This window comes from Nonomuraea marmarensis (assembly GCF_043197025.1).
GTDB classification, from domain to species: domain Bacteria; phylum Actinomycetota; class Actinomycetes; order Streptosporangiales; family Streptosporangiaceae; genus Nonomuraea; species Nonomuraea marmarensis.
In genome coordinates, this window is record NZ_JBICRM010000026.1 from 117,328 (window position 1) to 139,167 (window position 21,840).

General features: G+C 70.0%; 21 protein-coding genes. 9 read left to right on the top strand and 12 right to left on the bottom strand.

What is annotated here, in order from left to right:
- Positions 1 to 5: 5 nt before the first annotated feature.
- The 3 genes from ACFLIM_RS34105 to ACFLIM_RS34115 are packed head-to-tail and all read right to left on the bottom strand — an operon-like array spanning position 6 to position 2,694.
- Positions 6 to 986 (bottom strand): LLM class flavin-dependent oxidoreductase, encoded by a 981-nt coding sequence (locus ACFLIM_RS34105; protein ID WP_393172488.1) that lies wholly within the window; start codon positions 984 to 986, stop codon positions 6 to 8.
- A gap of 33 nt (positions 987 to 1,019) precedes the next feature.
- Complete coding sequence (locus tag ACFLIM_RS34110) at positions 1,020 to 1,691, bottom strand: ribonuclease HII (RefSeq protein WP_393172489.1); 672 nt, start codon at positions 1,689 to 1,691, stop codon at positions 1,020 to 1,022.
- A 25-nt stretch (positions 1,692 to 1,716) separates the two neighbouring features.
- Positions 1,717 to 2,694 carry a LysR family transcriptional regulator gene (locus tag ACFLIM_RS34115; protein WP_393172490.1) on the bottom strand — a complete coding sequence of 326 codons (978 nt, stop codon included), beginning with the start codon at positions 2,692 to 2,694 and terminating at the stop codon, positions 1,717 to 1,719.
- 79 nt (positions 2,695 to 2,773) lie between these two features.
- Between ACFLIM_RS34115 and ACFLIM_RS34120 the strand changes: the two genes are divergently transcribed.
- The 3 genes from ACFLIM_RS34120 to ACFLIM_RS34130 all read left to right on the top strand — a co-directional run bounded on the left by ACFLIM_RS34120 (position 2,774) and on the right by ACFLIM_RS34130 (position 8,099).
- Positions 2,774 to 4,060: a pyridoxal phosphate-dependent aminotransferase gene (locus ACFLIM_RS34120; RefSeq protein WP_393172491.1), complete on the top strand. Its 1,287-nt coding sequence runs from the start codon at positions 2,774 to 2,776 to the stop codon at positions 4,058 to 4,060.
- Positions 4,061 to 4,201: 141 nt separating this feature from the next.
- Complete coding sequence (locus ACFLIM_RS34125) at positions 4,202 to 4,846, top strand: GNAT family N-acetyltransferase (protein WP_393172492.1); 645 nt, start codon at positions 4,202 to 4,204, stop codon at positions 4,844 to 4,846.
- Between the two features lie 256 nt (positions 4,847 to 5,102).
- Positions 5,103 to 8,099 (top strand): AfsR/SARP family transcriptional regulator, encoded by a 2,997-nt coding sequence (locus ACFLIM_RS34130; protein WP_393172493.1) that lies wholly within the window; start codon positions 5,103 to 5,105, stop codon positions 8,097 to 8,099.
- Between the two features lie 265 nt (positions 8,100 to 8,364).
- On the opposite strand, the gene ACFLIM_RS34135 is transcribed toward ACFLIM_RS34130, so the two are convergent.
- On the bottom strand, positions 8,365 to 9,756 hold the full coding sequence (locus ACFLIM_RS34135; protein ID WP_393172494.1) for a DUF7059 domain-containing protein: 1,392 nt from the start codon (positions 9,754 to 9,756) through the stop codon (positions 8,365 to 8,367).
- Between the two features lie 217 nt (positions 9,757 to 9,973).
- Here ACFLIM_RS34135 and ACFLIM_RS34140 point away from each other — a divergent pair, with 217 nt between their 5' ends.
- A complete protein-coding gene (locus ACFLIM_RS34140; protein ID WP_393172495.1) occupies positions 9,974 to 10,276 on the top strand; it encodes a hypothetical protein in 303 nt (100 codons plus the stop codon).
- A 42-nt stretch (positions 10,277 to 10,318) separates the two neighbouring features.
- On the opposite strand, the gene ACFLIM_RS34145 is transcribed toward ACFLIM_RS34140, so the two are convergent.
- Together ACFLIM_RS34145 and ACFLIM_RS34150 are read right to left on the bottom strand one after the other, a co-directional pair.
- Positions 10,319 to 10,915, bottom strand: a complete 597-nt coding sequence (locus ACFLIM_RS34145) for a TetR/AcrR family transcriptional regulator (RefSeq protein ID WP_393172496.1) — start codon at positions 10,913 to 10,915, stop codon at positions 10,319 to 10,321.
- Positions 10,912 to 11,427 (bottom strand): GNAT family N-acetyltransferase, encoded by a 516-nt coding sequence (locus tag ACFLIM_RS34150; protein ID WP_393172497.1) that lies wholly within the window; start codon positions 11,425 to 11,427, stop codon positions 10,912 to 10,914. The genes ACFLIM_RS34145 and ACFLIM_RS34150 overlap by 4 nt, the downstream gene beginning before the upstream one ends.
- A gap of 59 nt (positions 11,428 to 11,486) precedes the next feature.
- Here ACFLIM_RS34150 and ACFLIM_RS34155 point away from each other — a divergent pair, with 59 nt between their 5' ends.
- The 4 genes from ACFLIM_RS34155 (at position 11,487) to ACFLIM_RS34170 (ending at position 14,858) form a co-directional block, all read left to right on the top strand.
- Entirely contained in the window at positions 11,487 to 11,951 is a 465-nt protein-coding gene (locus ACFLIM_RS34155) for a winged helix-turn-helix transcriptional regulator (RefSeq protein WP_393172498.1), read from the top strand.
- Between the two features lie 24 nt (positions 11,952 to 11,975).
- Complete coding sequence (locus tag ACFLIM_RS34160) at positions 11,976 to 12,788, top strand: SURF1 family cytochrome oxidase biogenesis protein (protein WP_393172499.1); 813 nt, start codon at positions 11,976 to 11,978, stop codon at positions 12,786 to 12,788.
- A gap of 10 nt (positions 12,789 to 12,798) precedes the next feature.
- Complete coding sequence (locus ACFLIM_RS34165; protein WP_393172500.1) at positions 12,799 to 13,542, top strand: tyrosine-protein phosphatase; 744 nt, start codon at positions 12,799 to 12,801, stop codon at positions 13,540 to 13,542.
- Between the two features lie 119 nt (positions 13,543 to 13,661).
- On the top strand, positions 13,662 to 14,858 hold the full coding sequence (locus tag ACFLIM_RS34170; RefSeq protein WP_393172501.1) for an amidohydrolase family protein: 1,197 nt from the start codon (positions 13,662 to 13,664) through the stop codon (positions 14,856 to 14,858).
- Here the strand turns inward: ACFLIM_RS34170 and ACFLIM_RS34175 are convergent.
- The 4 genes from ACFLIM_RS34175 to ACFLIM_RS34190 all read right to left on the bottom strand — a co-directional run bounded on the left by ACFLIM_RS34175 (position 14,855) and on the right by ACFLIM_RS34190 (position 18,368).
- The gene (locus ACFLIM_RS34175) at positions 14,855 to 15,202 is read right to left on the bottom strand and encodes a YkvA family protein (protein ID WP_393172502.1); all 348 of its coding nucleotides are present in this window, start codon (positions 15,200 to 15,202) and stop codon (positions 14,855 to 14,857) included. The two genes, ACFLIM_RS34170 and ACFLIM_RS34175, sit on opposite strands and share 4 nt — an antisense overlap.
- A gap of 63 nt (positions 15,203 to 15,265) precedes the next feature.
- On the bottom strand, positions 15,266 to 16,684 hold the full coding sequence (locus tag ACFLIM_RS34180) for an amidase (protein ID WP_393172503.1): 1,419 nt from the start codon (positions 16,682 to 16,684) through the stop codon (positions 15,266 to 15,268).
- 2 nt (positions 16,685 to 16,686) lie between these two features.
- A complete protein-coding gene (locus tag ACFLIM_RS34185; RefSeq protein ID WP_393172504.1) occupies positions 16,687 to 17,646 on the bottom strand; it encodes an LLM class F420-dependent oxidoreductase in 960 nt (319 codons plus the stop codon).
- 53 nt (positions 17,647 to 17,699) lie between these two features.
- On the bottom strand, positions 17,700 to 18,368 hold the full coding sequence (locus ACFLIM_RS34190) for a TetR/AcrR family transcriptional regulator (protein WP_393172505.1): 669 nt from the start codon (positions 18,366 to 18,368) through the stop codon (positions 17,700 to 17,702).
- Positions 18,369 to 18,542: 174 nt separating this feature from the next.
- Between ACFLIM_RS34190 and ACFLIM_RS34195 the strand changes: the two genes are divergently transcribed.
- Positions 18,543 to 19,442: a hypothetical protein gene (locus ACFLIM_RS34195; RefSeq protein ID WP_393172506.1), complete on the top strand. Its 900-nt coding sequence runs from the start codon at positions 18,543 to 18,545 to the stop codon at positions 19,440 to 19,442.
- 60 nt (positions 19,443 to 19,502) lie between these two features.
- Here the strand turns inward: ACFLIM_RS34195 and ACFLIM_RS34200 are convergent, their stop codons facing one another.
- Positions 19,503 to 20,564 carry an aspartate-semialdehyde dehydrogenase gene (locus tag ACFLIM_RS34200; protein ID WP_393172507.1) on the bottom strand — a complete coding sequence of 354 codons (1,062 nt, stop codon included), beginning with the start codon at positions 20,562 to 20,564 and terminating at the stop codon, positions 19,503 to 19,505.
- On the bottom strand, positions 20,561 to 21,835 hold the full coding sequence (locus ACFLIM_RS34205) for an aspartate kinase (protein ID WP_393172508.1): 1,275 nt from the start codon (positions 21,833 to 21,835) through the stop codon (positions 20,561 to 20,563). Before ACFLIM_RS34205 ends, ACFLIM_RS34200 begins: the two co-directional genes overlap by 4 nt.
- Between the last annotated feature and the right edge of the window lie 5 nt (positions 21,836 to 21,840).

Consider the following 21,840-nt stretch of genomic DNA (forward strand, 5'->3'; position numbering starts at 1 on the left):
CTGGCTTACCCGGACAACAACGGCAACACCTCAGCCCCAAATCGCCGTATATTCTCCAAGTTCCGCCGATGCTCTCCCATCCCCTCGACCATCAGAATAAACCGCTCAATTCCGGTAATTTCCGAGGTACGAAGCAGCGTCCCGGCACAATGCTCGGCCGACCCCACCGGGTGGATCCGAGCCAACAAATCCACATAAGCCGGGATATTTCGTGACGCCCGCGGCCGCCCGTCCACCGCCACATACCCCGCCAGCCCCGGCCCGAGCCACGCGGGCATCGACTCCTTGAGCTCCCGCACCGCCTGCGCCGTCGAGTCGCCCACGTACGCGACCCCGGCCGCCACATGCCCACCGGACGTCCCCCCGCGAGCCGCGTAGTCCGCGACCAGGGCGGCCTTCTCCGCGTCCCCGATGTGCATGCCCAGCAACATCGGCAACCCGCGCGCCGCCGCCACCCCCACGGTCGCCTCCGAGGTGCACGCGACCACGGGCCGCAGCCGGGCCCCGGGCACCATCCGCACCTCCCTGAACCGGAAGAACTCCCCGTCAGCGGAGACCTGATCCGCGGACAGGGCGTCCAGCAGGAGATCGAGCGACTCCCCGAACCCCCGCTCGAACCGCTCGACCCCGGTCCCGAACACCTCCAGATCCACCCACGGCCCGCCCCTGCCGACCCCGAGCGTGAACCGCCCGCCCGACAGATGGTGCAACATGGCCGCCTGCTCGGCCAGCGCCACGGGATGCTGGGTGGACAACACGCTCACGGCCGTGCCGAGCCCAATCCGCGCCGTCCGGCCGACGGCGACCGCCGCCAGGGTGGTGGCGGAGGGGCACACGCCGTACGACATGAAATGGTGCTCGGCTATCCAGGCGTCGTCGAACCCCGCCTCTTCCGCCGCCACAATGAGCTCAACCGCATTGGCCAGCACCCTCCCGGATTCCTGGCCGGGAAATCGCGCCGCGATGACAAAGACGCCGATTCGCATTTAGCTAATGGTGGCCGAGCCGGTCGCGCCGATTCAACCGAACAGGCTGGCCTGCCCCTCACCCGCCAGCGGATCCCGATGGCGCTTCAGGTGCCGCCACTGAGGCAGGTCGTCCAGGTAGGACCACGAAAGCCGATGATGCCGGGTGGGTCCGAGGCGGGCCAGGGCCTCCTGGTGCACGGGTGACGGGTAGCCGGCGTTCTCGGCGAAGCCGTACTCGTCGCACCCGATCGTCCCCATGTACGCGTCGCGCCTGACCTTGGCCAGCACGGAAGCGGCCGCGACCGAGGCGCTGGCCGCGTCCCCCTTGATCTCCAGGCGCACCGGCCAGGGAACGCCGATGTAGTCGTGCTTGCCGTCGAGGATCACCGCGTCCGGGCGCAGCGGCAACGAGTCCAGTGCCCGCCGCGCGGCCCGGCGCAGCGCCTCGGTCATGCCGAGCGTGTCGATCTCCGCATGCGTGGCCTCGCCGTAGCCGATCCCCGCCGCCCAGGAGGTCAGCTGCTCGGCGAGGGGCGCGCGCCGGGCGGCGGAGAGCTGCTTGGAGTCGGTCAGGCCGGGCGGCGGCTCGGACAGGTCCGTGACGACGGCGCACACCGTGACGGGCCCCGCCCAGGCGCCGCGTCCCACCTCGTCGATGCCCGCGACCGTGCGGGTGCTCGGCTGCGCGAGCAGGAGGTGCTCGATCTCGTACGTCGGCGCCATAGGGGCACACGCTATCGCGGCCTGGTCACCCGGCGAGCGGATCTGCCTCGGCAGGCCGGTCGTCCCGGGCCCGGTCCGCCGGGCGTACCGGATCCAGGTCGGCGGCGATGTAGCGGGCGGCCACGTGGATGGCCCGGAGCGTCACCGAGACCGACGGCCGGTGGACGCTGGACCCGCGGGCGACGGCGTGCACGTCGCGCCCCACCGGATTGCCGGGGAACTGCCGCACGGCCAGCCCCCGCACCCCGGCGGCCAGCGCCAGCGCGGGCACGGCGGCGATGCCGATGCCCTTGGCGACGAGGGAGAGGATCGTCCCCAGCCCCTCGAACTCCCACGGCGTCGGCCGCGTGCCGCCCACGTCCATGAGCAGCCGGTCCACCGCCAGCCGCGAGGGCTCGCCGTCGGGCGTCGCCATCCACGACTCGTCCCGCAGTTCGCGCAGGTCCAAGGGCACCTCGGGGTCGGCCAGGCGGTGCTTGCGGGGCACGACGAGCACCAGCGGGTCACGTAGCAGCGGGAAGACCCGCAGGCTCTCGCTGTCGCGCACCCGGCCGTACCAGTCGTCGACGAGCGCTATGTCCACCTCCCCCGACTGCACCTCCCGCATGCCCCGCCCCGACCTGCTCTGCCCCAGCCGCAACGTCAGCTCCGTGTGGCGGCGCAACGAGCGCGCGAGCGCCGGCGCGAACGCCACCGCCGCCGTCGGGAAGGCGGTGACCACCACCCGTCCCGCGGGAGTGCCCGCGTGGGCGGACAGGTCGGACTCGGCCTCCTCGACCATTGACAGGATGCGCTCGGCGTGCGCCACCAGCCGGCGGCCCGCGTCGGTGAGCTCGGCGCTGCGCGCGGTCCGGTCGATCAGGGCCGTGCCGGTCTCGCGTTCGAGCGCCACGAGTTGCTGCGAGACGGCCGACGGACTGTACCCCAGCGACTCCGCCGTCGCCGCGATACTGCCCCGACGAGCGAACTCGCAGATCAGCACCAAACGCCTCAAATCAAGCATCAGACTTCCTTATGCCTACCCACAAAAAGCCTCGCTTGTGCTGATGCCTTCATACAACCACCCTGGGAACGTGACAAACATGACAGTAACCCTGTCCGCCACTCTGGCCACGAATGAGGACATCGAGCGAAGACGGCGCGCCGGGGAACGCGTGCTGCACCTGGCCTTCGGTGAGGCCGGTCTGCCCGTCCACCCGGCGCTGCGCGACAAGCTGGCCGCCGCATCAGAGCGCAACGGCTACGGGCCGGTCGCGGGGGCGTCCGGACTCCGGACTGCGGCAGCGGGCTACTGGACGCGACGGGGGCTCATCACCGACCCCGAGCTGGTCGTCAGCGGACCGGGCAGCAAGTCACTGCTGTACGGCCTGCTCCTGGCGATCGGCGGAGACATCGTCTTGCCCATGCCCAGCTGGGTCAGCTACGCCGCGCAGGCCGATCTGGTCGGCTCCCGCCCCATCCTGGTGCCCGCACCGCCAGGAGAGGGCGGAGTGCCCGACCCGGACCTGGTGGCCGCCAAGGTGCAGCTGGCCAGGGCCCAGGGCAGGACCGTCAGCTCGGTGCTGGTGACGCTTCCCGACAACCCGACGGGACGGCTCGCCACGCCGGAGACCGTACGCCGCCTGGCCGAGGTCGCCCGCGAGCTCGACCTCATGATCATCTCGGATGAGATCTACCGCGACCTGATGCACGACCCGACCCTGCCGTACACCTCGCCGGCCGAGGTGGCGCCCGAGCGCACGATCATCACCACCGGACTGAGCAAGAGCCTGGCGCTGGGCGGCTGGCGGATCGGCGTGGCCAGGCTGCCCCAGGGCGGGCACACGCTGCGCACGAAGCTGCTCGCGGTGGCCAGCGAGATCTGGTCGGCGCCCGCCGCGCCGGTGCAGGAGGCCGCGGCCTACGCCTTCAGCGACCCTCGCGAGCTGACCGACCGCATCGTGCGCAGCCGCCGGTTGCACGGCGTGGTCGCCAGAGCCGTACACGAGAGGTTCTCCGAGATCGGGGCCTGCGTGCCCATCCCGCAGGGCGGGTTCTACCTCTACCCCGACCTCAGCCATCTGCGACTCGGCGGCTCCGCCGAGATCACCAAGATCCTGCTGGAGGAACACGGCATCGGCGTCCTGCCGGGACACGCCTTCGGCGACGACCCCTCCGCGGCCAGGGTGCGGGTCGCGGTGAGCCTGCTCTACGGCGAGACCACCGAAGAGCGGCTGGCCGCCCTGACCAGCACCGACCCCCTCCAACTCCCCTGGATCGCGGCCAATCTCGACCACCTGTCGATGGGCTTGAAAGAGTTGTCCTTGGTGCGTCACGGCACTGTGAGTGAACGGCATCCCGCGCTCGTCCCGACGCCATGTCACGGTTAGGCGAATCTTTCCCCAAGAGCCGCTTTACCACCCCGCAAAAGGGGCCTTTGACCTGCGGAAACACCATGTCCGCAGAAAGCGGCAAAACATCGGGCTTACTGCCTGGTTACGTGCACGCCGAGTTCCCTCCATCATGTGCTCATGCCCGCTCTTGTCACCCTGTCCGGGCGCTCCGTGCGCCTGGAACCTCTCAGCCTGGCGGCGGTCGATGACCTGGTCGCCGCTGCGAGTGAAGACCGCTCCACTTACGCCTTCACTCGTGTCCCGGATGGCCGGGACGAGATGGCCTCCTATGTGGAGGCCGCCATGGCTGAGCAGGCGGAGGGCCGCTCGTTGCCCTTCGCCATCCGGTGGCTGAACACCGACCGCGTGGTCGGTGCCACCCGTCTCATGCACCTGGAGTACTGGCAGGGCCCCATGCCCTGGCCACCGGGTACACGCGGTGCGGTGGGCGAGACCCCGTCCGTGGCGGACATCGGTTACACCTGGCTGGGCGCCTGCGCCCAGGGCACGGGTGTCAACCGGGAGAGCAAGCTCCTCATGCTCTCGCACGCCTTCGAGACGTGGAACGTCCACCGCATCACCCTGAAGGCAGACATACGAAACACCAGATCCCGAGCCGCCATCGAGGCCCTCGGCGCACACTTCGACGGGGTGCGGCGAGCGGATAGCCGAGGCGCCGACAATACGGTCCGAGATACCGCGTTCTACTCGATCCTGCACTCCGAATGGCCTGCCGTGCGGGAGCGGCTCGTCATGAGGCTCGGACTGGTCGAGGCAGCCTGAGAACCTGTCCACCCGACGGCCCCGCCCAACTTTCCTGGGCGGGGCCGGTATTTTTTCCTGCCTCCATGTGCTCTACATGACACGCCCCCGCGGTCTGAGTCATGCCTAGCAGACCATCAGCATCCAGGGGCGCGTTCAACACCTGATTGACGGCCGATCAACGCCCCGGTTAACGATCAGCCCAGGTCTAGGTGGAGAGCAGCGATGGATCTATCATTTGGTAACAAAACATTCCATTGGCTTGGAGATAGACGGCATGGCTGGTCAGAGCGTTGAAGGCGGGCTGCGGTTCGCCGTCCTCGGTCCTGTCCGCGCGTGGCGTGATGGCCTGGAACTCGACCTGGGCACCCCGTTGCAGCGTTCCATTCTCGGCATGCTGCTCCTGCGTGAGGGCCACGCGGTCACCCCCAACGAGATGATCGACGCCGTCTGGGGCGAGGACGCGCCGCCGCGGGCCCTGGGCGCGCTGCGCACCTACGTCTCCAGGCTGCGCACGGTGCTCGAGCCGGACAGGCCCGCCCGTTCCCGCCCGGAGCTGCTCACGTCCATCGGCAGGGGCTACGCGTTACGGCTGCCCGACGACGCGCTCGACCTGACCCGCTTCGAACGCGGCATCCAGCGGGCCGAAGTCGCGCGCAAGGCCGGCCGGCCGGCCGACGCCGCGGGCGCCCTGCGGGCCGCGTTGTCGCTGTTCGAGGGCGAGCCACTGGCCGGGACCGTCGGGCCGTACGCCGAGCACCAGCGCGACCGGCTGATCGAGCGCCGCATCAGCGTCATCGAGACGCTCATGGACCTGGACCTGGAGCTGGGCAACCACGCGAAGGTGGTCTCCGAGCTGATCGCGCTGACCGCCGACCACCCGCTGCGCGAGCGGCTGCGGGCCCAGCTCATGCTGGCCTACTACCGGTGCGGGCAGCAGGGCGACGCGCTCAACGTGTTCACCGAGACGCGCGAGGCGCTGATCGACGAGCTGGGCATCGAGCCGGGTCCAGAGTTGGCCGCGCTGCACCAGCGCATCCTGGCCGCCGACCCCACGCTGGCCGCCCCCGTTCCGGCCGAGGCTCCCGCGGAGGAGCCCGCCGACGAGGAGGAGCAGCCGCCGGCGCTGGAGCTGCCGCGCCCCGCGCAGCTCCCCGCGGCCGTCAACGACTTCACGGGCCGCAAGGAAATCGCCGTACGCGTGCGCACACTGCTGTCCACGCAGTCCTCCGCCGAGGGCGTGCCGGTGGTGGCCATCTCCGGCATCGGCGGCGTCGGCAAGACCGCGCTGGCGGTGCACGTCGCCCACCTGGCCGACGACGTGTTCCCCGACGGCCAACTCTACGTGGACCTGCGCGGCTACACCGACGAGGCGACCGCGCCCGAGTCGGCGCTCGGCGGCTTCCTGCGGGCGCTCGGCATCCCGCCGGACGTCATCCCCGACGGCCTTTCGGAACGCTCCGCGCTCTACCGGTCGATCCTGGCCGAGCGCCGCATCCTCGTGCTGCTGGACAATGCCCACGACGCCGAGCAGGTCAGCCCGCTGCTGCCGGGCTCGCCCGGGTGCGCGGCCATCGTCACCAGCCGGGTCAAGCTGGCCGACCTGCCGTCGGCCAGGCTGATCGACCTGGACGTGATGGAGCCGGGCGAGGCGCTGTCGCTGTTCGGGGCGGTGGCCGGGGCCGAGCGCGTGTCGGCCGAGCACGGCGCGGCCATGGACGTGGTGGCCGCGTGCGGGTTCCTGCCGCTGGCGGTGCGGATCGTGGCCGCCAGGCTGGCCGCGCGGCCCTCGTGGACGGTCGCCTCGCTCGTGCCCAGGCTGGCCGACGAGCAGCGGCGCCTCGACGAGCTGCGCGTGGGCAATCTGGCCGTGGAGGCGACGTTCGCGCTCGGGTACGGACAGCTGGACCCCACCTCGGCCCGCGCGTTCCGCCTGCTCTCGCTGCCCAACGGGCCCGACATCTCCGCCGGGGCCGCGGCCGCCGTGTTGTCGATGAGCGCGTTCGAGGCCGAGGAGGTGCTGGAGTCCCTGGTGGACGCCAGCCTGCTGGAGGCGCCCGCGCCCGGCCGCTACCGCTTCCACGACCTGCTCAAACTGTTCGCCCGCCGGGTGCTGGACAAGAGCGAGCGGCCCCAGGCCAAGACGATGGCGCTGCGCCGGCTGCTCGGCTTCTACCTGGCCTCGGCCCAGTCCGCGCACGGGCTGGCCTACGAGGGCAGCATGATCCCGGGCAACCTCGTGGTGGTCGGCAGCGGGCGAACGTTCACCTCGGCCGACGAGGCCGTGGCGTGGCTGATCTCCGAGGGCGACTCGCTGTTCGCGACCATCAACCAGGCCGCCGCCTCCGCTCGCACCAGCGAGCAACTGCTGCCCGCCGCCGACCTGCTGGTGGCCATGGAGCCGCTGCTCGAGTCGGGCACGCACACGCGCGAGTTCGACCAGAGCACCCGGGCGGTGCTGGCCGCCGCGCAGGGCATCGGGGACACGCCCGGCGAGCTGCGGGCCCGCTACGTGCTGGGCCGGGTCCTGTTCGCGGGCAATCGGCTGAAGGAGGCCGAGGAGCAGTTCAGGACCGTGTACGAGCTGTCGCAGGCGCGCGCGGAGAAGATCGTCACCGGCGAGGTGCTGAACGCCCTGGCCGTCGTCGTCGGCCGGCAGCGCCGCCACACCGAGGCCCTGTCCTGGTTCGAGGCGGCGACGCGGTTCTACCGCGAGAACGGCGTCCCGGCCGGCGAGGCCCTGGTCCTCAGCTACTCGGCCCGTGACCACCTGGGCCTGGGCCGTCCCGAGGACGCGATCGCGGCGGCGGAGAAGGGGCTGGCCATCTTCACCGAGATCGGCAGCGGCGCCGGCACCGCACGTGCCCGCTACCACCTCGGCGTCGTCCTGTCCCGGGTCGGCCGCCTCACCGAGGCCGTACACCACCACGCCGAGTGCCTCGCCTTCTTCCGGGCCAGCAAGCAGCGGGTCTGGGAGCAGCGGGTGTGCTCCCGGCTGGCCGAGACCTTCATCGCCGCCGAACGCTACCCCGACGCCGTCCGCCACGCCGAGCAGGCCCTGGTGGTCTCCCGCGAGATCGGCCACCCGTACGGCGAGGCGTTGTCGCTCACCGTGCTCGGCAAGGCGCTGCGCGGTCTGGGCAGCACGACGAGGAGCCTGGACTGCTTACGGCAGGCTTTCGAGATCTTCTCCAGACTCGGCGCTCCCGAGGCCGGAGACCTCAAGATCCTGCTCGACAACATCGCCGTCACAGAAGTCGACGTCGAGTCCTGAGTACAGCTCGTCGTCCAGACGTGTCATCCACACATGGTTGATCAAGGCTGTCCTTAGGGAGTCACGAATGCCTCGTGTGTTCAGCCCGGCCGGTCGTCCTTACCACCACGCGTCGCTAGGGGGCCCGGTTATCCGGATGCTCCGCGTAGTGGCTAGCCGCCTCACATAGACGACCGGCCGGACCTGACACGGCCCTCGAACCCCCCAGGTCCGTGTCCTGGCCAAGAGCCTCCACCCGGGCGGTCAACGTCGAATCAACGACCGATTAAAGCAGGAAGTAACCCTCCGCGATCAAGGGCCTGACCGCGTCGGAGTTGGGGATCTCGCCGTCGCCGACCAGCTCGGCGATCACGTTGAGCAGCGGCCCCAGAGCCAGCTCGCCGTCGCACACGCCGGCCAGCGCGGCCTCCACCGTGCCGACCTCCCTGCTGCGGCGCAACCCCTGCGTCTGGCGCAACACGATGCGGATGGGGTCTTCGGCTCCCGGCAGGCCGACGCGCTCGTCCAGCAACCCGTCGGCGGTACGCAGGAGCGCGGCGTCCAGCCCCTTGGCCCGATGCGCGGCGGCGACGGCGTCGAGCACGGAGTCCACGTAGTCGCCGACCGGCAGGGAGACCTGGTGGGCGAGGTGCTCCACGCGTACGACGGGGTCGAGCGTGCCCGAGTTGCGCATCGTGATCCAGCCGAACCCGACTCCCTCGACCTTGCGCTCGTCGAACCAAGCCAACCAGCGGTCGTAGTGCTCGGCATAGGCCTCGGTGCCCTGCCGGGCGGCGTCCTTGAGCCACAACTCGACATATTCGGCCGGGTCCTGCACGTCGCGCTGCACCACCCAGGCGTCGCAACCGGTCTCGCGCAACCAGCCGCCGACGCGGTCGCGCCAGTCCTCGCCCTCGATGTGCAGCCAGTTGGCCAGGAAGTGCGCCTGGCCGCCGGGGTTGAGGTGGCGGGGCGTCCGGCGTACGAGGTCGCGGCAGAAGCCGTCGCCGCCCGCTTCGCGATAGGTCAGCTCCCGCGTGGGGGCGATGACGAACGGCGGGTTGCTCACGATCAGGTCGAACAGCTCGTCCTCGACCGGCTCGAACATGGACCCCGTGCGCGCGTCCACATCCGATATGCCGGACAACTCCCAGCTCAGCCTGGCCAGCTCCACTGCCCGCGGGTTGAGGTCGGTGGCCACGATGTGCTCGGCCCGCCCGGCCAGGTGCAGCACCTGAACCCCGCACCCGGTGCCGAGGTCGAGCGCGCGCTGGACCGGGCGGCGGGTGACGAGCTGCGCCAGGTTGGCCGAGGCACCGCCCGCCCCGACGACGTGGTCGGGCCGCAGCGCCGGGTCGCCCGGCCGTACTTTGCGGTCGGAGACCAGGTAGCCGCCGGTCTCCCAGGGCTGCAGGTGCACGGTCGCACGAACCTGGTCGCCGTCGGACGTGACCAGCCCCGACTCAAGGATCGCCGGCGGGAGGGCCCCGGCGGGGACGGGGACGCCGAGCCACCACAACCTGATCAACGTGGCCAGCGGATCGCCGTCGGCGGTCGCCCGCAGGGCCGGGACCAGCTCCTCCCGGGCCAGGGCCGAGGCGGCCATGCTCCCCAGGCGGTCGCGGACGCCGTCGATCGTGTAACCGGTCTCCAGGAGGTGATGGCGCAGTCGTTCCACAAGTCCATCCTTTCACCGCGGACTCCCACGCATGATCCGATACGGGGCTGATGGTCGCACTCGCACGGGGCTCCGCTGGTCACGCAAGCTACCGCTCTCCGCCCCAGGCTCCGGGTACTCATACTGTTACTTAGGTACCCAAGCGTTCTGCAAGCGGCGGACAAGTGACGCGGGATATCTCTAGGGATGCCACCATGTCGTCCCGAGGAGCGGACCGATGCTGATCCCCTGCTTGGCCTGCGACTCCCGATTCGGGCCCGACGAATACTTCAGCGCCTGCTCCGACTACAACCGCGGCCTGGACCTGGTGTCATGGACGTGCCCGCACTGCGGCAACCGCGACGACCTGCGCGTGCTGCCGGGCGAGCTGGGGTTCGGCTATCCGCATCGGGGCAGGTTCGACGTGCACGACCGGGTCCGGGTGCCCGGACTCCGCAGGCAGCGGGGCGACCTGCGGCTGGACATCTCGCTCGACCGGGCCAGCTGGCGCGTGACCACCCGGATCCGGCTACCGGTATGACGGGCGAGCACGCGTGGGCGGGCCAATAGCGGCCCCCGAAGCTCACTCGGAGCGCTGGCGCAGGCTCTGCCAGGCCGCTTCGCCCAGCCCCCTGATCTCCTCGTCGGTGGGCGTGTGCGCCCCCGCGAACCACAACCGGCACATCTCCTGCGCGGGCCCCAGCCACAGGACGTAGCACATGGTGGCGTGTACGGGCTGGAGCAGGCCGTTCTTCATGTGCGGCCGCCACCAGTCGGAGACCTGGCGGAAGAACGCGCGGCGCGCCTCGGCCACCTCGGTGCCGCCCGGCTCCTGCTTGCGCGGCGGGCGCTCGCTGACCAGCAGCCTGGCCCGCTCGGGGTGCTCCCCCGCCCACCGCATGTGGAAGGCGACCACGGCCTCGATGCCGTCGCGAGCCTCCTGGTGCCTGACCAGTTCGGCGAGGAAGGCGTTCTGGTAGGCCGTGAGTATCTCGGCGTACAGCACGCCGAAGACGTGCTCTTTGCTGGCGAAGTGGTGGTAGAAGCTGCCGACGCTCACCCCGCTCTCCTCGCGGAGGCTGGCCAGCGTGGTGGCCGACACCCCGTCCTGGCTGAACCGGCGGAGAGCACCCTCGATGATGCGGGTCCGGCCGTCGCGTCCGTTCTTGACACTCTTCACGCAATCAATGGTCTGCTACCAGAACGTTGTTCCGCAAATAGCCCGGCCTGATCGATCACAGCGGTCACTTCAACGGACCCAGAAGTGACCTTCATCTGGGCGTCGGGCCAGAGCCTGCGGATGAGCCTGAGCACCCGCCGGTTCTCCCCCAGGACGTCCATGCCCACGGTCCTCGCACCGCGTACGGCGGCCCTGAGCAGCAGCGTGTCGATCAGCTCGGGCCCCAGCCCGAACCCCTGCCACTGGTCGGCCACGACCACGGCGATCTCCACGTCGGCGCACTCGCCCCGATAGCTCATGGCGTGTCCGACGATCTCACTCCCCGCGGTGGTGGCGACGAGCGCGTCGCGGCGCTCGTCCACCGCGAGCAGCGCCCGGACCAGGCTGGCCGCGGGGGTGGTGACGCCGGTGAAGAAACGCAGCGTCTGGGTGTGCAGCGACAGCCCGGCCAGGAAACGTCTGATCCATTCCTCGTCGTCTGGACGGGCCGGACGGATCTGAGTTCCATGCATAGACTCAGCTTGCACTTCGAAACCTGAGTCTGTCAATTGAACTCAGGTATAATGCAAAAATGAACGTTGCCTTCCGGGTGGACAACTGCTCGATCGAGCGCACCCTGGACATCGTCGGGGAGAAGTGGACCTTCCTGGTGCTGCGCGAGGCGTTCAGCGGCGTACGGCGGTTCGCCGACCTGCAGGCGATCACCGGTGCGCCCCGCCAGGTGCTCAGCGCCCGCCTGGCCCGGCTGGTCGACGAGGGCCTGCTGCGCAAGGAGCCCTATCGCGAGCCCGGGCAGCGCCAGCGCGACGAATACCGCCTCACGGAGAAGGGCCGCGACCTCTATCCGCTGCTGGTCGCGCTCATGCACTGGGGCGACAAATACCTGGCCGACGAGGACGGGCCGCCCGTCCTGCTGACGCATCGCGACTGCGGGGCGCCCATCGAGCTGCGCTTCCGCTGCGCGGACGGCCACGAGGTGGCGGGTCCCCGCGAGGTGACCCCGGTGCCAGGAGACGGCGCGCTCAAGAGTGCCTAGGCGCTGAGGGGAGCACCCAGGTCGGTGCCTACCCTTGAAGGCGTGTACCGGTTCCTGCTGACGCCCAGATGGCTCGCGCTCCACGTCGTGGTGCTGCTGGTCATCCCCGCTTTCGTGTTCCTCGGGCGGTGGCAGTTCGGGCGGTTCGAGGAGCGGTCGGCCAACAGTGAGAGGATAACCGCCAACATCGAGGCCGCGCCGGTGCCGCTGGAGCGGCTGGCCGCCCCTGGGCAGCAGGTCCGGCAGGACGACCGGTTCAGGTCCGTCACGGTCGCCGGCACGTACGACCCGTCCCACGCCCTCCTCGTACGCAGGCGCCCCCAGGAGGGGCAGAACGGCTACTACGTCCTGACCCCTCTCGTCACCGGCGGCGGCACGGCCGTGATCGTGAACCGGGGCTGGGTCAAGGCAGGCGCCACCGCCGACGCCGCGCCCGAGGTGCCCGCTCCGCCCGCGGGGCAGGTAAGTGTCACCGGGCGGCTACGGCCCAGCGAGACCGAGGAGTCCAGCGGCATCCGCGAGCGGTCCGGGCTGCCAGCCGGTCAGGTGCTGCTGATCAATGCCGGCAAGATCGGGCAGGGGCTGCCGTACCGGCTGGTGGGCGGCTATGTCGAGCTGACCGAGCAGCGGCCCCGGCCCGCCGCCGCGCCGGAGCCGGTGCCCGAGCCGGACGTGGGCGCGGGGGGCGGGCTCAACCTGGCCTACGGGGTGCAGTGGTGGCTGTTCATCGGGATCGCCATCGGCGGGTGGATCCTGCTGATGAGGCGCGAGGTGGCCGAGCGGAAGGCGGACTCGGACTTGCATGTGACCGAGGAGGCCGGGGCCGCCGCCAATTAAGGTGTTGAGGGTGATCCGCCACATTGACTTCACGAACCTCTGCAACTTTCGCGACGTAGGTGGATATGCCGCCAAGGACGGGCGCACGGTCCGGTGGCAGCGGCTCTACCGGGCCGACTCCCTCGGCTGGCTGGCCGGAGACGATCTCACGACCTTTCGGGCGCTGCGCGTACGTACCGTCATCGACCTGCGGCACCCGTTCGAGGTCGAGAAGGCGGGACGGGTCCCCGAAGCCGAGGGGCAGCGCTACCACAACCTGCCGATCGAGGGGCGCCGCTGGGACATCGCCGCCTACAACGAGGAGGCCGGCGTCGCGAGATACCTGGCCGACCGCTACCTGGAGGTGACCGAGGACGGCGTCGAGAACCTCAGGACCGCCCTGGAGACGATCGCGCAGGCCGGCAACGCCCCCGTCGTCATCCACTGCGCGGCGGGCAAGGACCGCACCGGGCTGCTCACCGCGCTGATCCTGGCGCTGGCGGGCGTGGGCGAGGACGACATCGTGGCCGACTACGCGCTCACCGGGCTGGCCACCGACCGCTTCGTCACCGACTGGCGCAGGAGGCACCCGGACGCACCCATGTGGCCGGGGTTCGGCCTGGCGCCCGCCGAGGCCATGCGCCTCTTCCTCACCGACCTGGCGCTGCGGCACGGCTCGATCGAGAGGTACGTCACGCACGTCCTCCAGGTCTCCCCCGCGGCCATCGGCGAATTACGCGAGCACCTGCTGACCGAAACGATCTCGGATGGATAGCCGAAACCTTCTGACTACCCGGATTACCCTCCCCGGCGGACCTGGTCAGAAAATCTCGGATACCCAACGGATACGTCGCAGCTTGTTCGACGTTATCCCGTCGTCGTACGGTTACACGCGTGACTACGCCGCTGCTTCCCGACCCTGACCCGAGGCGGCGCGACTACGTGATCATCTCCGCCGACGATCACCTGATCGAGCCCCCGGACCTCTTCGAGGGCCGGCTGCCGGAGAAATACGCCGATGTCGCGCCCAAGGTCGTGGAGACGGAGGCGGGTCACCAGGTCTGGCGCTACGGCGGGGCCACCTACCCGTGCGCCGGCATCGACGTGGGCGCGGGGCTGCCGCGCGAGCAGTGGACGCTGGACCCGGTGAGGTTCGAGCACATGCGTCCCGGCTGCCACGACATCGAGGCCCGCGTCCAGGACATGGAAGTGGCCGGCGTCTGGGCCTCGCTCTGCTTCCCCGGCATGCTGGCCGGGCAGTCGGGCATGCCGTTCGCCAGGACCCGCGACCAGGAGCTGGGCCTGGCGCTGGTCAAGGCGTGGAACGACTGGCACATCGACGTCTGGGCGGGCACCTACCCCGAGCGCATCATCGGCCTGCAGCTGCCCTGGCTGCCCGATCCCGACGTCGCCGCCAAGGAGATCCGCGCCAACGCGGCCAGGGGTTTCAAAGCCGTCGTCTTCCCGGAATTCCCGACCCGGCTCCGGCTGCCGTCGATCCACACGGGTCACTGGGACCCGTTCTTCGCCGCATGCGAGGAGACCGGCACCGTCGTCGCCCTGCACGCGGGCGACTCGTCGTGGTCGCCCGTACCCTCTCCCGACACGCCCATCGAGGCCATCACCACGCTGATGCCGACCAGTGCCATGTTCGCCTGTGCCGACTGGCTCTGGTCGGGGCTGCCGCTGCGCTTCCCGTCACTGCGCATCCTCATCGTCGAAGGCGGCGTGGGCTGGCTGCCGATGCTGGCCGAGCGCGCCGACTACGCCCTCGACCACCCGGTCGCCAGCGAGGCGGCATGGGACGGCGGGCTCAAGCCCAGCGAGGTGCTGCGCCGCAACTTCTTCTTCGGCACGCTGGACGACCACGCGTTGTCAGGGGTGCGGCTGGCGGTCGGGCTCGACCACGTGCTGCAGGAGAGCGGCTACCCGCACTCCGACTCGACCTGGCCCGACACCCAGCAGTCCGTGGCGCGCAACCTCGGCACGCTCCCGCCCGCCGACATCGCCAGGGTCGCGTACGGCAACGCGGCCCGCCTGTTCGGGCACCCGCTGCCGTCCCGCGCCTGGCTCCGGATGGAGGAGATCTAAGCCTCTTCCAGGCGGGCTTGGATGAGGGCGCGCTCGTGCTGGACGTAGCGCCCGCTCTCGCCGAGCAGCGAGGCCATGAGCCACAGGAACACGCCGAAGTCGTCGGCGACGCCGATCAGCACCAGGAAGTCGGGCACGACGTCGACCGGCGACAGGATGTAGACCACCCCGAGGCCCATCAGGGCGAGCCTGCCCTTGCCCATGCCCGCGTACCGTCCGCGCATGACCGCGCCCACCATGCGCGGGATCGCCCGGACCCTGGTCATCAGGCCGGGCGACCCAGGCTTGGTCACCTCGCGGTAGGTCCGCCACGCCGCCGCTGCCCGTCCTGCCTTCGCCATCATGAGAACCCCTTACCCCCGGCTTTCACGACATAACGCGTCGGCGTGGTCACGAGTTCCCGGCGTTCAGCGCATCGCCGCGTGCTCGAACGGTGTCGCCTGCTCGATCTGCGCCGCCACCCTGACCAGCAGGTCCTCCCTGCCGATCGCCGCCACGAGCTGCACGCCGACCGGCAGCCCCGCCTCGTTCCTGTGCAGGGGCAGCGAGATGGCGGGCTGGCCGGTCGCGTTGATCTGCGAGGTGTAGGCCACGGCGTGCGCGGTCCTGCCGAAGGCGATGCTGAGGTCGGTGGGCGGGATCCAGCCGAGCGGGAACGGCGCCACCCCCAGTGACGGCATCAGCAGCAGGTCGTGGCCCGAGCTCCACCACGCGGCCATGCGGCGGCGGAAGCCGTCCATCCACTGGGTGGCCAGGATGTGGTCGGCGGCGCTGTGCGCGCGGGCCGCGCTGACCATGGCGGCGTTGCGCGGCTCCAACTCGTCCAGTTCCACGGGCTTGCCGCGGAGCTCGCCCAGGCTCACGATCTGCGCAGCGAGGTTGTTGCTCACGATGTCGCCGAAGTGCCGGGGGAAGTCGGGCTCGGCGAGCGCCTCCGGGCCGCCCGGCGTGACGTCGTGGCCGAGCGCCTCCAGCAGCGCGGCGGTCCTGGTGACGGCCTCGGTCACGTCAGCCACCTCCGGCACGCCGCCTCTGGGATGCGTGGTGACGAACCCGATCCGGAGCCTCCCCGGATCCGCTCCCACCTCGGCGGCCAGGGGCCCCGGGAGCGCGGGGGCGCCGTACGGGTCGCCAGGTCGCAACCCTGAGACGACATCGAGCGCCGCCGCCGTGTCCCGTACGGACCTACTGACGAACCCCGGGCACGAGAACCCGCTCCACCCCTCGCCCAAGGCCGGCCCCAGGCTCACCCGGCCGCGCGTCGGCTTGAGCCCCACCAGGCCGCACATGGACGCGGGAATGCGGATCGACCCGCCGCCATCGCTGGCCGTGGCCAGCGACACCATCCCCGCGGCCACCGCCGCCGCGGAGCCGCCACTCGACCCACCCGCCGAGTACGCCGGATCGTACGGGTTGCGCGTCGCCCCGAACGCCACCGGCTCCGTCGTGATCGTGCTGCCGAACTCGGGCGTGTTCGTACGCCCGAGCAGGACGAACCCCGCCTGGCGCAACCTCACGACCCCGTAGCCGTCCACACCCGGCTCGACGCCGTCGCGTACGTTCGAGCCGGCGGTGTACGGCTCGCCCGCCTGCCGCCAGCCGAGATCCTTGAGCAGGATCGGCACGCCTCGGAAGGGCGCGTCGTCAGGGATGCTGCCGATCTCGGCGAGCGCCCGGTCGAAGCGGCGGTGGATGACCGAGTTCAGCTCGCCGTCGTGGGCCTCGATGGCGGCGATCGCGGCCTCGGCCAGCTCGCGGGCCGACACCTGCCCGTCCTTGACCGCCTGCGCCTGTGCTACCGCGTCCAACCTCAGCAAATCGTCCATGCCTACCCTTTCGGCGCCAGATCACGCACTGCCTGGTCGATGGAGACTTCCCCGCCGGGGATGGGGGCGAGGACGGGGGTGTCGAGGCCGTTGTCCACGTACTGGCGGATCCTGGCCCGGCAGGTGGCCGCGTCGCCGTGGACGACCAGGGCGTCGACCACCTCGTCGGGGATCGCCTTGAGCGCCGCCTGCCGGTCGCCGGCCGCCCACGCCTCGTGCATCGGCCGCAGCACCTCGCCGCGTCCCAGCCAGTCGTGGAACGCGGCGTACACGGGGACGGTCAGGTAACTGGCCAGCATCCACCTGGCCAGCTCCCGTACCTTGTCGGTGTCCTCGCTCACGCAGACGAACAGGCGGGCGATCAGCTCGGTGCCGGGGCCGATCTCGGCGCGCACCTGGCGTACGTCCTCCGGTGAGAGCCAGTTCGTGATCGCCCCGTCGGCTTCCTTGGCGGCCAGCCGCAACATCCGCGGGCGCAGCGCCGCCAGCACGATCTTCGGCGGGATCTTCGGCGCCCGCTCCAGCTTGAACCCCTTGATCTCGAACGTCTCGTACGCCTCCGAGACCTTCTCCCCCGCCAGCGCCTTCTTCAGGAATCGCAGCGTGTCGCGGGTGCGCGCGTACGGCTTGTCGAACGTGCCCGCGTTCCACCGCTCGACGATCGCCGGCGAGGAGGCGCCGATGCCCAGCACGAACCGCTCGGGCGCCAGGTCGGCCAGCGTGGCCGCGGACATGGCCAGCAGCCCGGGGCCGCGCGTCGAGACCGGCACGATGGCACTGCCCAGCCTGATCCCCGGCGCCCACTGCGCCGCCATGGCCAGCGGGGTGAATCCGTCGGCGCCGTTGACCTCGGCCGACCACGCGTCGGTGTAGCCGAGCCCTGGCAGCTCCGCGATCAACTCCTGGGACTTCGGCAACGAGCGGTCGTAGAAGGGGATGGTCATGCCCCAGTTCTGCGTCATTCACGGCCTCCAGCTCTCTTGGGCCGACCATACCAACCGCTCGGTATGCCCTCCTATGCGCGCAGCTCGTGGACCGCCGCGATGAAGTCCTTCGTGATCCCCCTCAGCCCCGGCAGATGGGACAACCCGACCAGCCGGTCCACCAGCGGCACCGTGACCTCGATCAACCGGTACGTACGCGCGCAGCCCGGCGAGGTGTCGTGCACCCAGAACAGCACCATGCCCATGGAGAGCAACCAGAGCAGCTCGGGCAGCTCCTCCCGCAACTCGGCGTTCATCCGGTCCCGCGACCCCTCGACGACCTGGCGGTAGATGGCGATGGACGCCTCGCGGGCGGGCGACGACTGGGCGCTGAATGGGCTCAGCGGGTTGGTCGGCTCGGCCGCGTGCTTGAAGAACTTGACGGCGAACTCGTGATAGGGCTCGGAAACGCGTACCCACTCGCGCAGCACCCCGTCCAGCCTGGCCGCGAACGACGGCTCCGTGCTCAGGAGCTGCCTGCAGGCGGCCTCGTGCTCGGTCTGGGCACGGTCGTAGTACGCCTGGATCAGCGCTTCCTTGCTCTCGAAGTAGTAGTAGGCGTTGCCCACTGACACCCCGGCCTCGGCGGCGATGGCGCGCATCGTAGTCGCGTCGAAGCCGCGCTCCCTGAACAGTCGCAAGGCCGTCTCGACGATGACCTCTCGGGTGCTCTCCGATCCTCGGTTTCGGGCTTCGGACACGTTCGTCACTTTACGTCGTGAAACGGGGTTAGGTCATGACGCCGCACGGTGATCACCGCCACAAGGCAAAGTTGCGTCTGCGGGATGAGTTATCTCCTGTGAAAGGTGGGATTGTCGTTTCAGGCGGAAGGGCTATTTCCGCGAAAAGGCATCGACATGTGGATACGTGGAACAGTGCGCCTCATCGTAGTCGCGCTCCTCGGCATTGAGATCACCATAATCGCGCTGGCCTCGGCCGCCTCAGCCGCTCCCCACCCCGATGGGGAGCAGGAGCCGAGCAGCCTGCACCAGGCCAGATTCCCTGGCTGGCAGTACGCGCCGGAGCATATGAGGCGGGCGGCCAAGGACCTCAACGACACGTTCGGGGTGAGGCCGGGAATGGTCCCGTTCATGGCGATCGAACAGTTCATGGACGCCTCACGCGAGTGGCCGACCGTCGACCTGGAGCCGATCCGCCGCTCGCCGTCGGCCTCCCTGTATGACGACACGGTCCGCGAACGTCCTGCGACGAACCAACCGCCGCGCGTCGCCCGCAAACAACCACGACCGCGATCAGCGGTCACCAAGTCCACGAGAAGCCCCCTGCGTACCGGAGTGGCCGCCATGCCCAAGATGCGGCCACACCTGGCTCAGCGGCGCGCACAGGTCGATCTGACGCGCGTCATGCCCAGGCAGGCGGCCGTGCAGATGTCCCACGCCATCGCGACCGGCTGGCTGAAGAGCGCGGGGCTGCGGACGAAGTCGACCGGCCACTGTACGAGCAGGCACATGCACCACTGCACGTCGCTCGACTCGGTGCGCACGGGCACGATCGCGCGGGTCATCGAGCTGAAACGCGACAGCGGCTGCCCGATCATGGTCACCGGCGGCACCGAAGAGGGGCACGCGCCCGGCCACTTCAGCCACGGCAATGGTTACAAGCTCGACATCACCCACAACGCCTGCATCGACCGGCATATCACGAAAAATCAGGACAAGGCCGGGGTCCGCAGCGACGGCGCCCCGCTCTACCGCTCCAAGGCAGGCACCACATTCGCCGACGAGAGCGACCACTGGGACATCCTCTTCCGGTGACAGAGCCACCGGCGAGGTGGACGCCGCACAGAACGTACGGCGCCACACCCACCGGATCGGTCAGAACTCGGCAGCGACCAGCTCGGCGATCTCCGCCGCGTTGAGCGCCGCGCCCTTGCGCAGGTTGTCACCGCACACGAACAGGTCGAGCGTGTTGGGGAAGTCGATCGCCTGACGCACGCGACCCACATAGGTCGGGTCGGTGCCCACCACCTCGAGAGGCGTCGGGAACACCCCGTTGGCCGGGTCGTCCATCAGGACCACCGTCGGCGCCGCCTCCAGGACGCGGTGCGCGTCGGCGACCGTGATCTCGCGCTCGAACCGCGCGTGCAGGGCCAGCGAGTGCGTCGTGATCACCGGCACCCGCACGCAGGTCGCGGAGACCTTCAGGTCCGGGATGCCGAGGATCTTGCGTGACTCGTTGCGGAGCTTGAGCTCCTCGGAGGCCCAGCCGCCGTCCTTGTAGGAGCCGGCCCACGGCACCACGTTGAACGCCACGGGCGCCGGGAACGGCGACTCCCCGGGCAGCCTGTTGGCCAGCACCTTGCGTACGTCGCCCGCCGCCTGCCCGATCGTACGGTCTCCGGCCAGCGCCTCGATCTCGTCGTAGAGCCGCGCCGAGCCCGCCACGCCCGCGCCCGACACCGCCTGGTAGGAGGCGACGACGAGCTCGGTGAGCGTGAACTCGGCGTGCAGCGCGCCCATGGCCGCCATCATCGACAACGTCGTGCAGTTGGGCGTCGAGATGATGTTGCGCGGGCGGTTGCCCGCGTCGAGCGGGTTGACCTCGGGCACGACCAGCGGCACGTCGGGCTCCATCCGGAACGTGCCCGACTTGTCGATCACGATCGGACCGCGCTCGGCCGCGATCGGCACCCAGACGGCCGACACCTCGTCGGGCACGTCGAAGATGGCCACGTCGATGCCGTCGAACACCTCGGGCGCGAGGGCCTGCACCACGACGTCCTCACCGCGTACTTGGAGGACCTGGCCCGCAGAGCGGGCGGAGGCGACGAGACGGATCTCGCCCCAGATGTCCTCGCGCGTCGAGACGATGTCCCGCATGACGGTGCCCACGGCGCCGGTGGCGCCGACAAGTGCGAGATTGGGCCTGCTGCTCATCGTCCAGAACCTCCATACACCACGGCTTCGACCTGGTCGGCGTCGAGATCGAAGGCACGGTGGGCGGCCGCCACGGCCGCGTCGACACCGTCCTGCTCGACGATCACAGAGATGCGGATCTCCGACGTGGAGATCATCTCGATGTTGACCCCCGCGTCGGCGAGGGCCGCGAAGAACGTCGCCGTGACGCCGGGGTGCGAGCGCATGCCCGCACCGATCAGCGACACCTTCCCGATCTGGTCGTCGAAGAGCAACGACTCGTAGGCGATCTCGCCCTGGATCCGCTTCAGCGCCGTCAGCGCGGTCGAGCTGTCGGCCGTGGGCAGCGTGAAGGAGATGTCGGTGCGGCCGGTGGCCGCGGCCGAGACGTTCTGCACGATCATGTCGATGTTGATCCCGGCGTCGGCCAGCGTTTTGAAGATCGAGGCAGCCTCGCCGACCTTGTCGGGGACCCCGACAACAGTGATCTTGGCCTCGCTCCGGTCGTGCGCGACGCCGGAGATGATCGGCTGCTCCATCTCGGTTCCTTCGGTGTAAGGGTCGGAGACGACCCACGTGCCTTCCCTGGTGCCGAACGAGCTGCGTACGTGAATAGGCAGGTCGAACCGGCGAGCATATTCCACGCAGCGCAGATGCAGGATCTTCGCGCCGCAGGCCGCCATCTCCATCATCTCGTCATAGGAGATCCTGGGGATCTTGCGTGCCGCGGGCACGATGCGCGGGTCGGCGGTGAAGATGCCGTCGACGTCGCTGTAGATCTCGCACACGTCGGCCTCGAGAGCCGCCGCCAGCGCCACCGCCGTGGTGTCGGAGCCGCCGCGGCCCAGCGTGGTGATGTCCTTGGTGTCCTGCGAAACGCCCTGGAACCCGGCCACGATCGCGATGTGGCCCTGGTCGATCGCCTCGCGGATGCGGCTGGGCGTCACGTCGATGATGCGCGCCTTGCCGTGGGTCGAGTCGGTGATCACACCTGCCTGCGAACCGGTGAACGAGCGGGCCTCGTGACCGAGATTGGCGATCGCCATCGCCAGCAGGGCCATCGAGATGCGCTCGCCCGAGGTCAGCAGCATGTCGAGCTCGCGGCCCGGAGGCAGCGGCGACACCTGTTCGGCCAGGTCGAGCAGCTCGTCCGTGGTGTCGCCCATGGCGGAGACGATCACGACCACGTCGTTGCCGGCTTTTTTCGTCGCGACGATCCGCTGCGCGACCCGCTTGATGCAGGACGCGTCGGCGACGGACGAACCACCGTACTTTTGCACAACGAGGGCCACGAGAG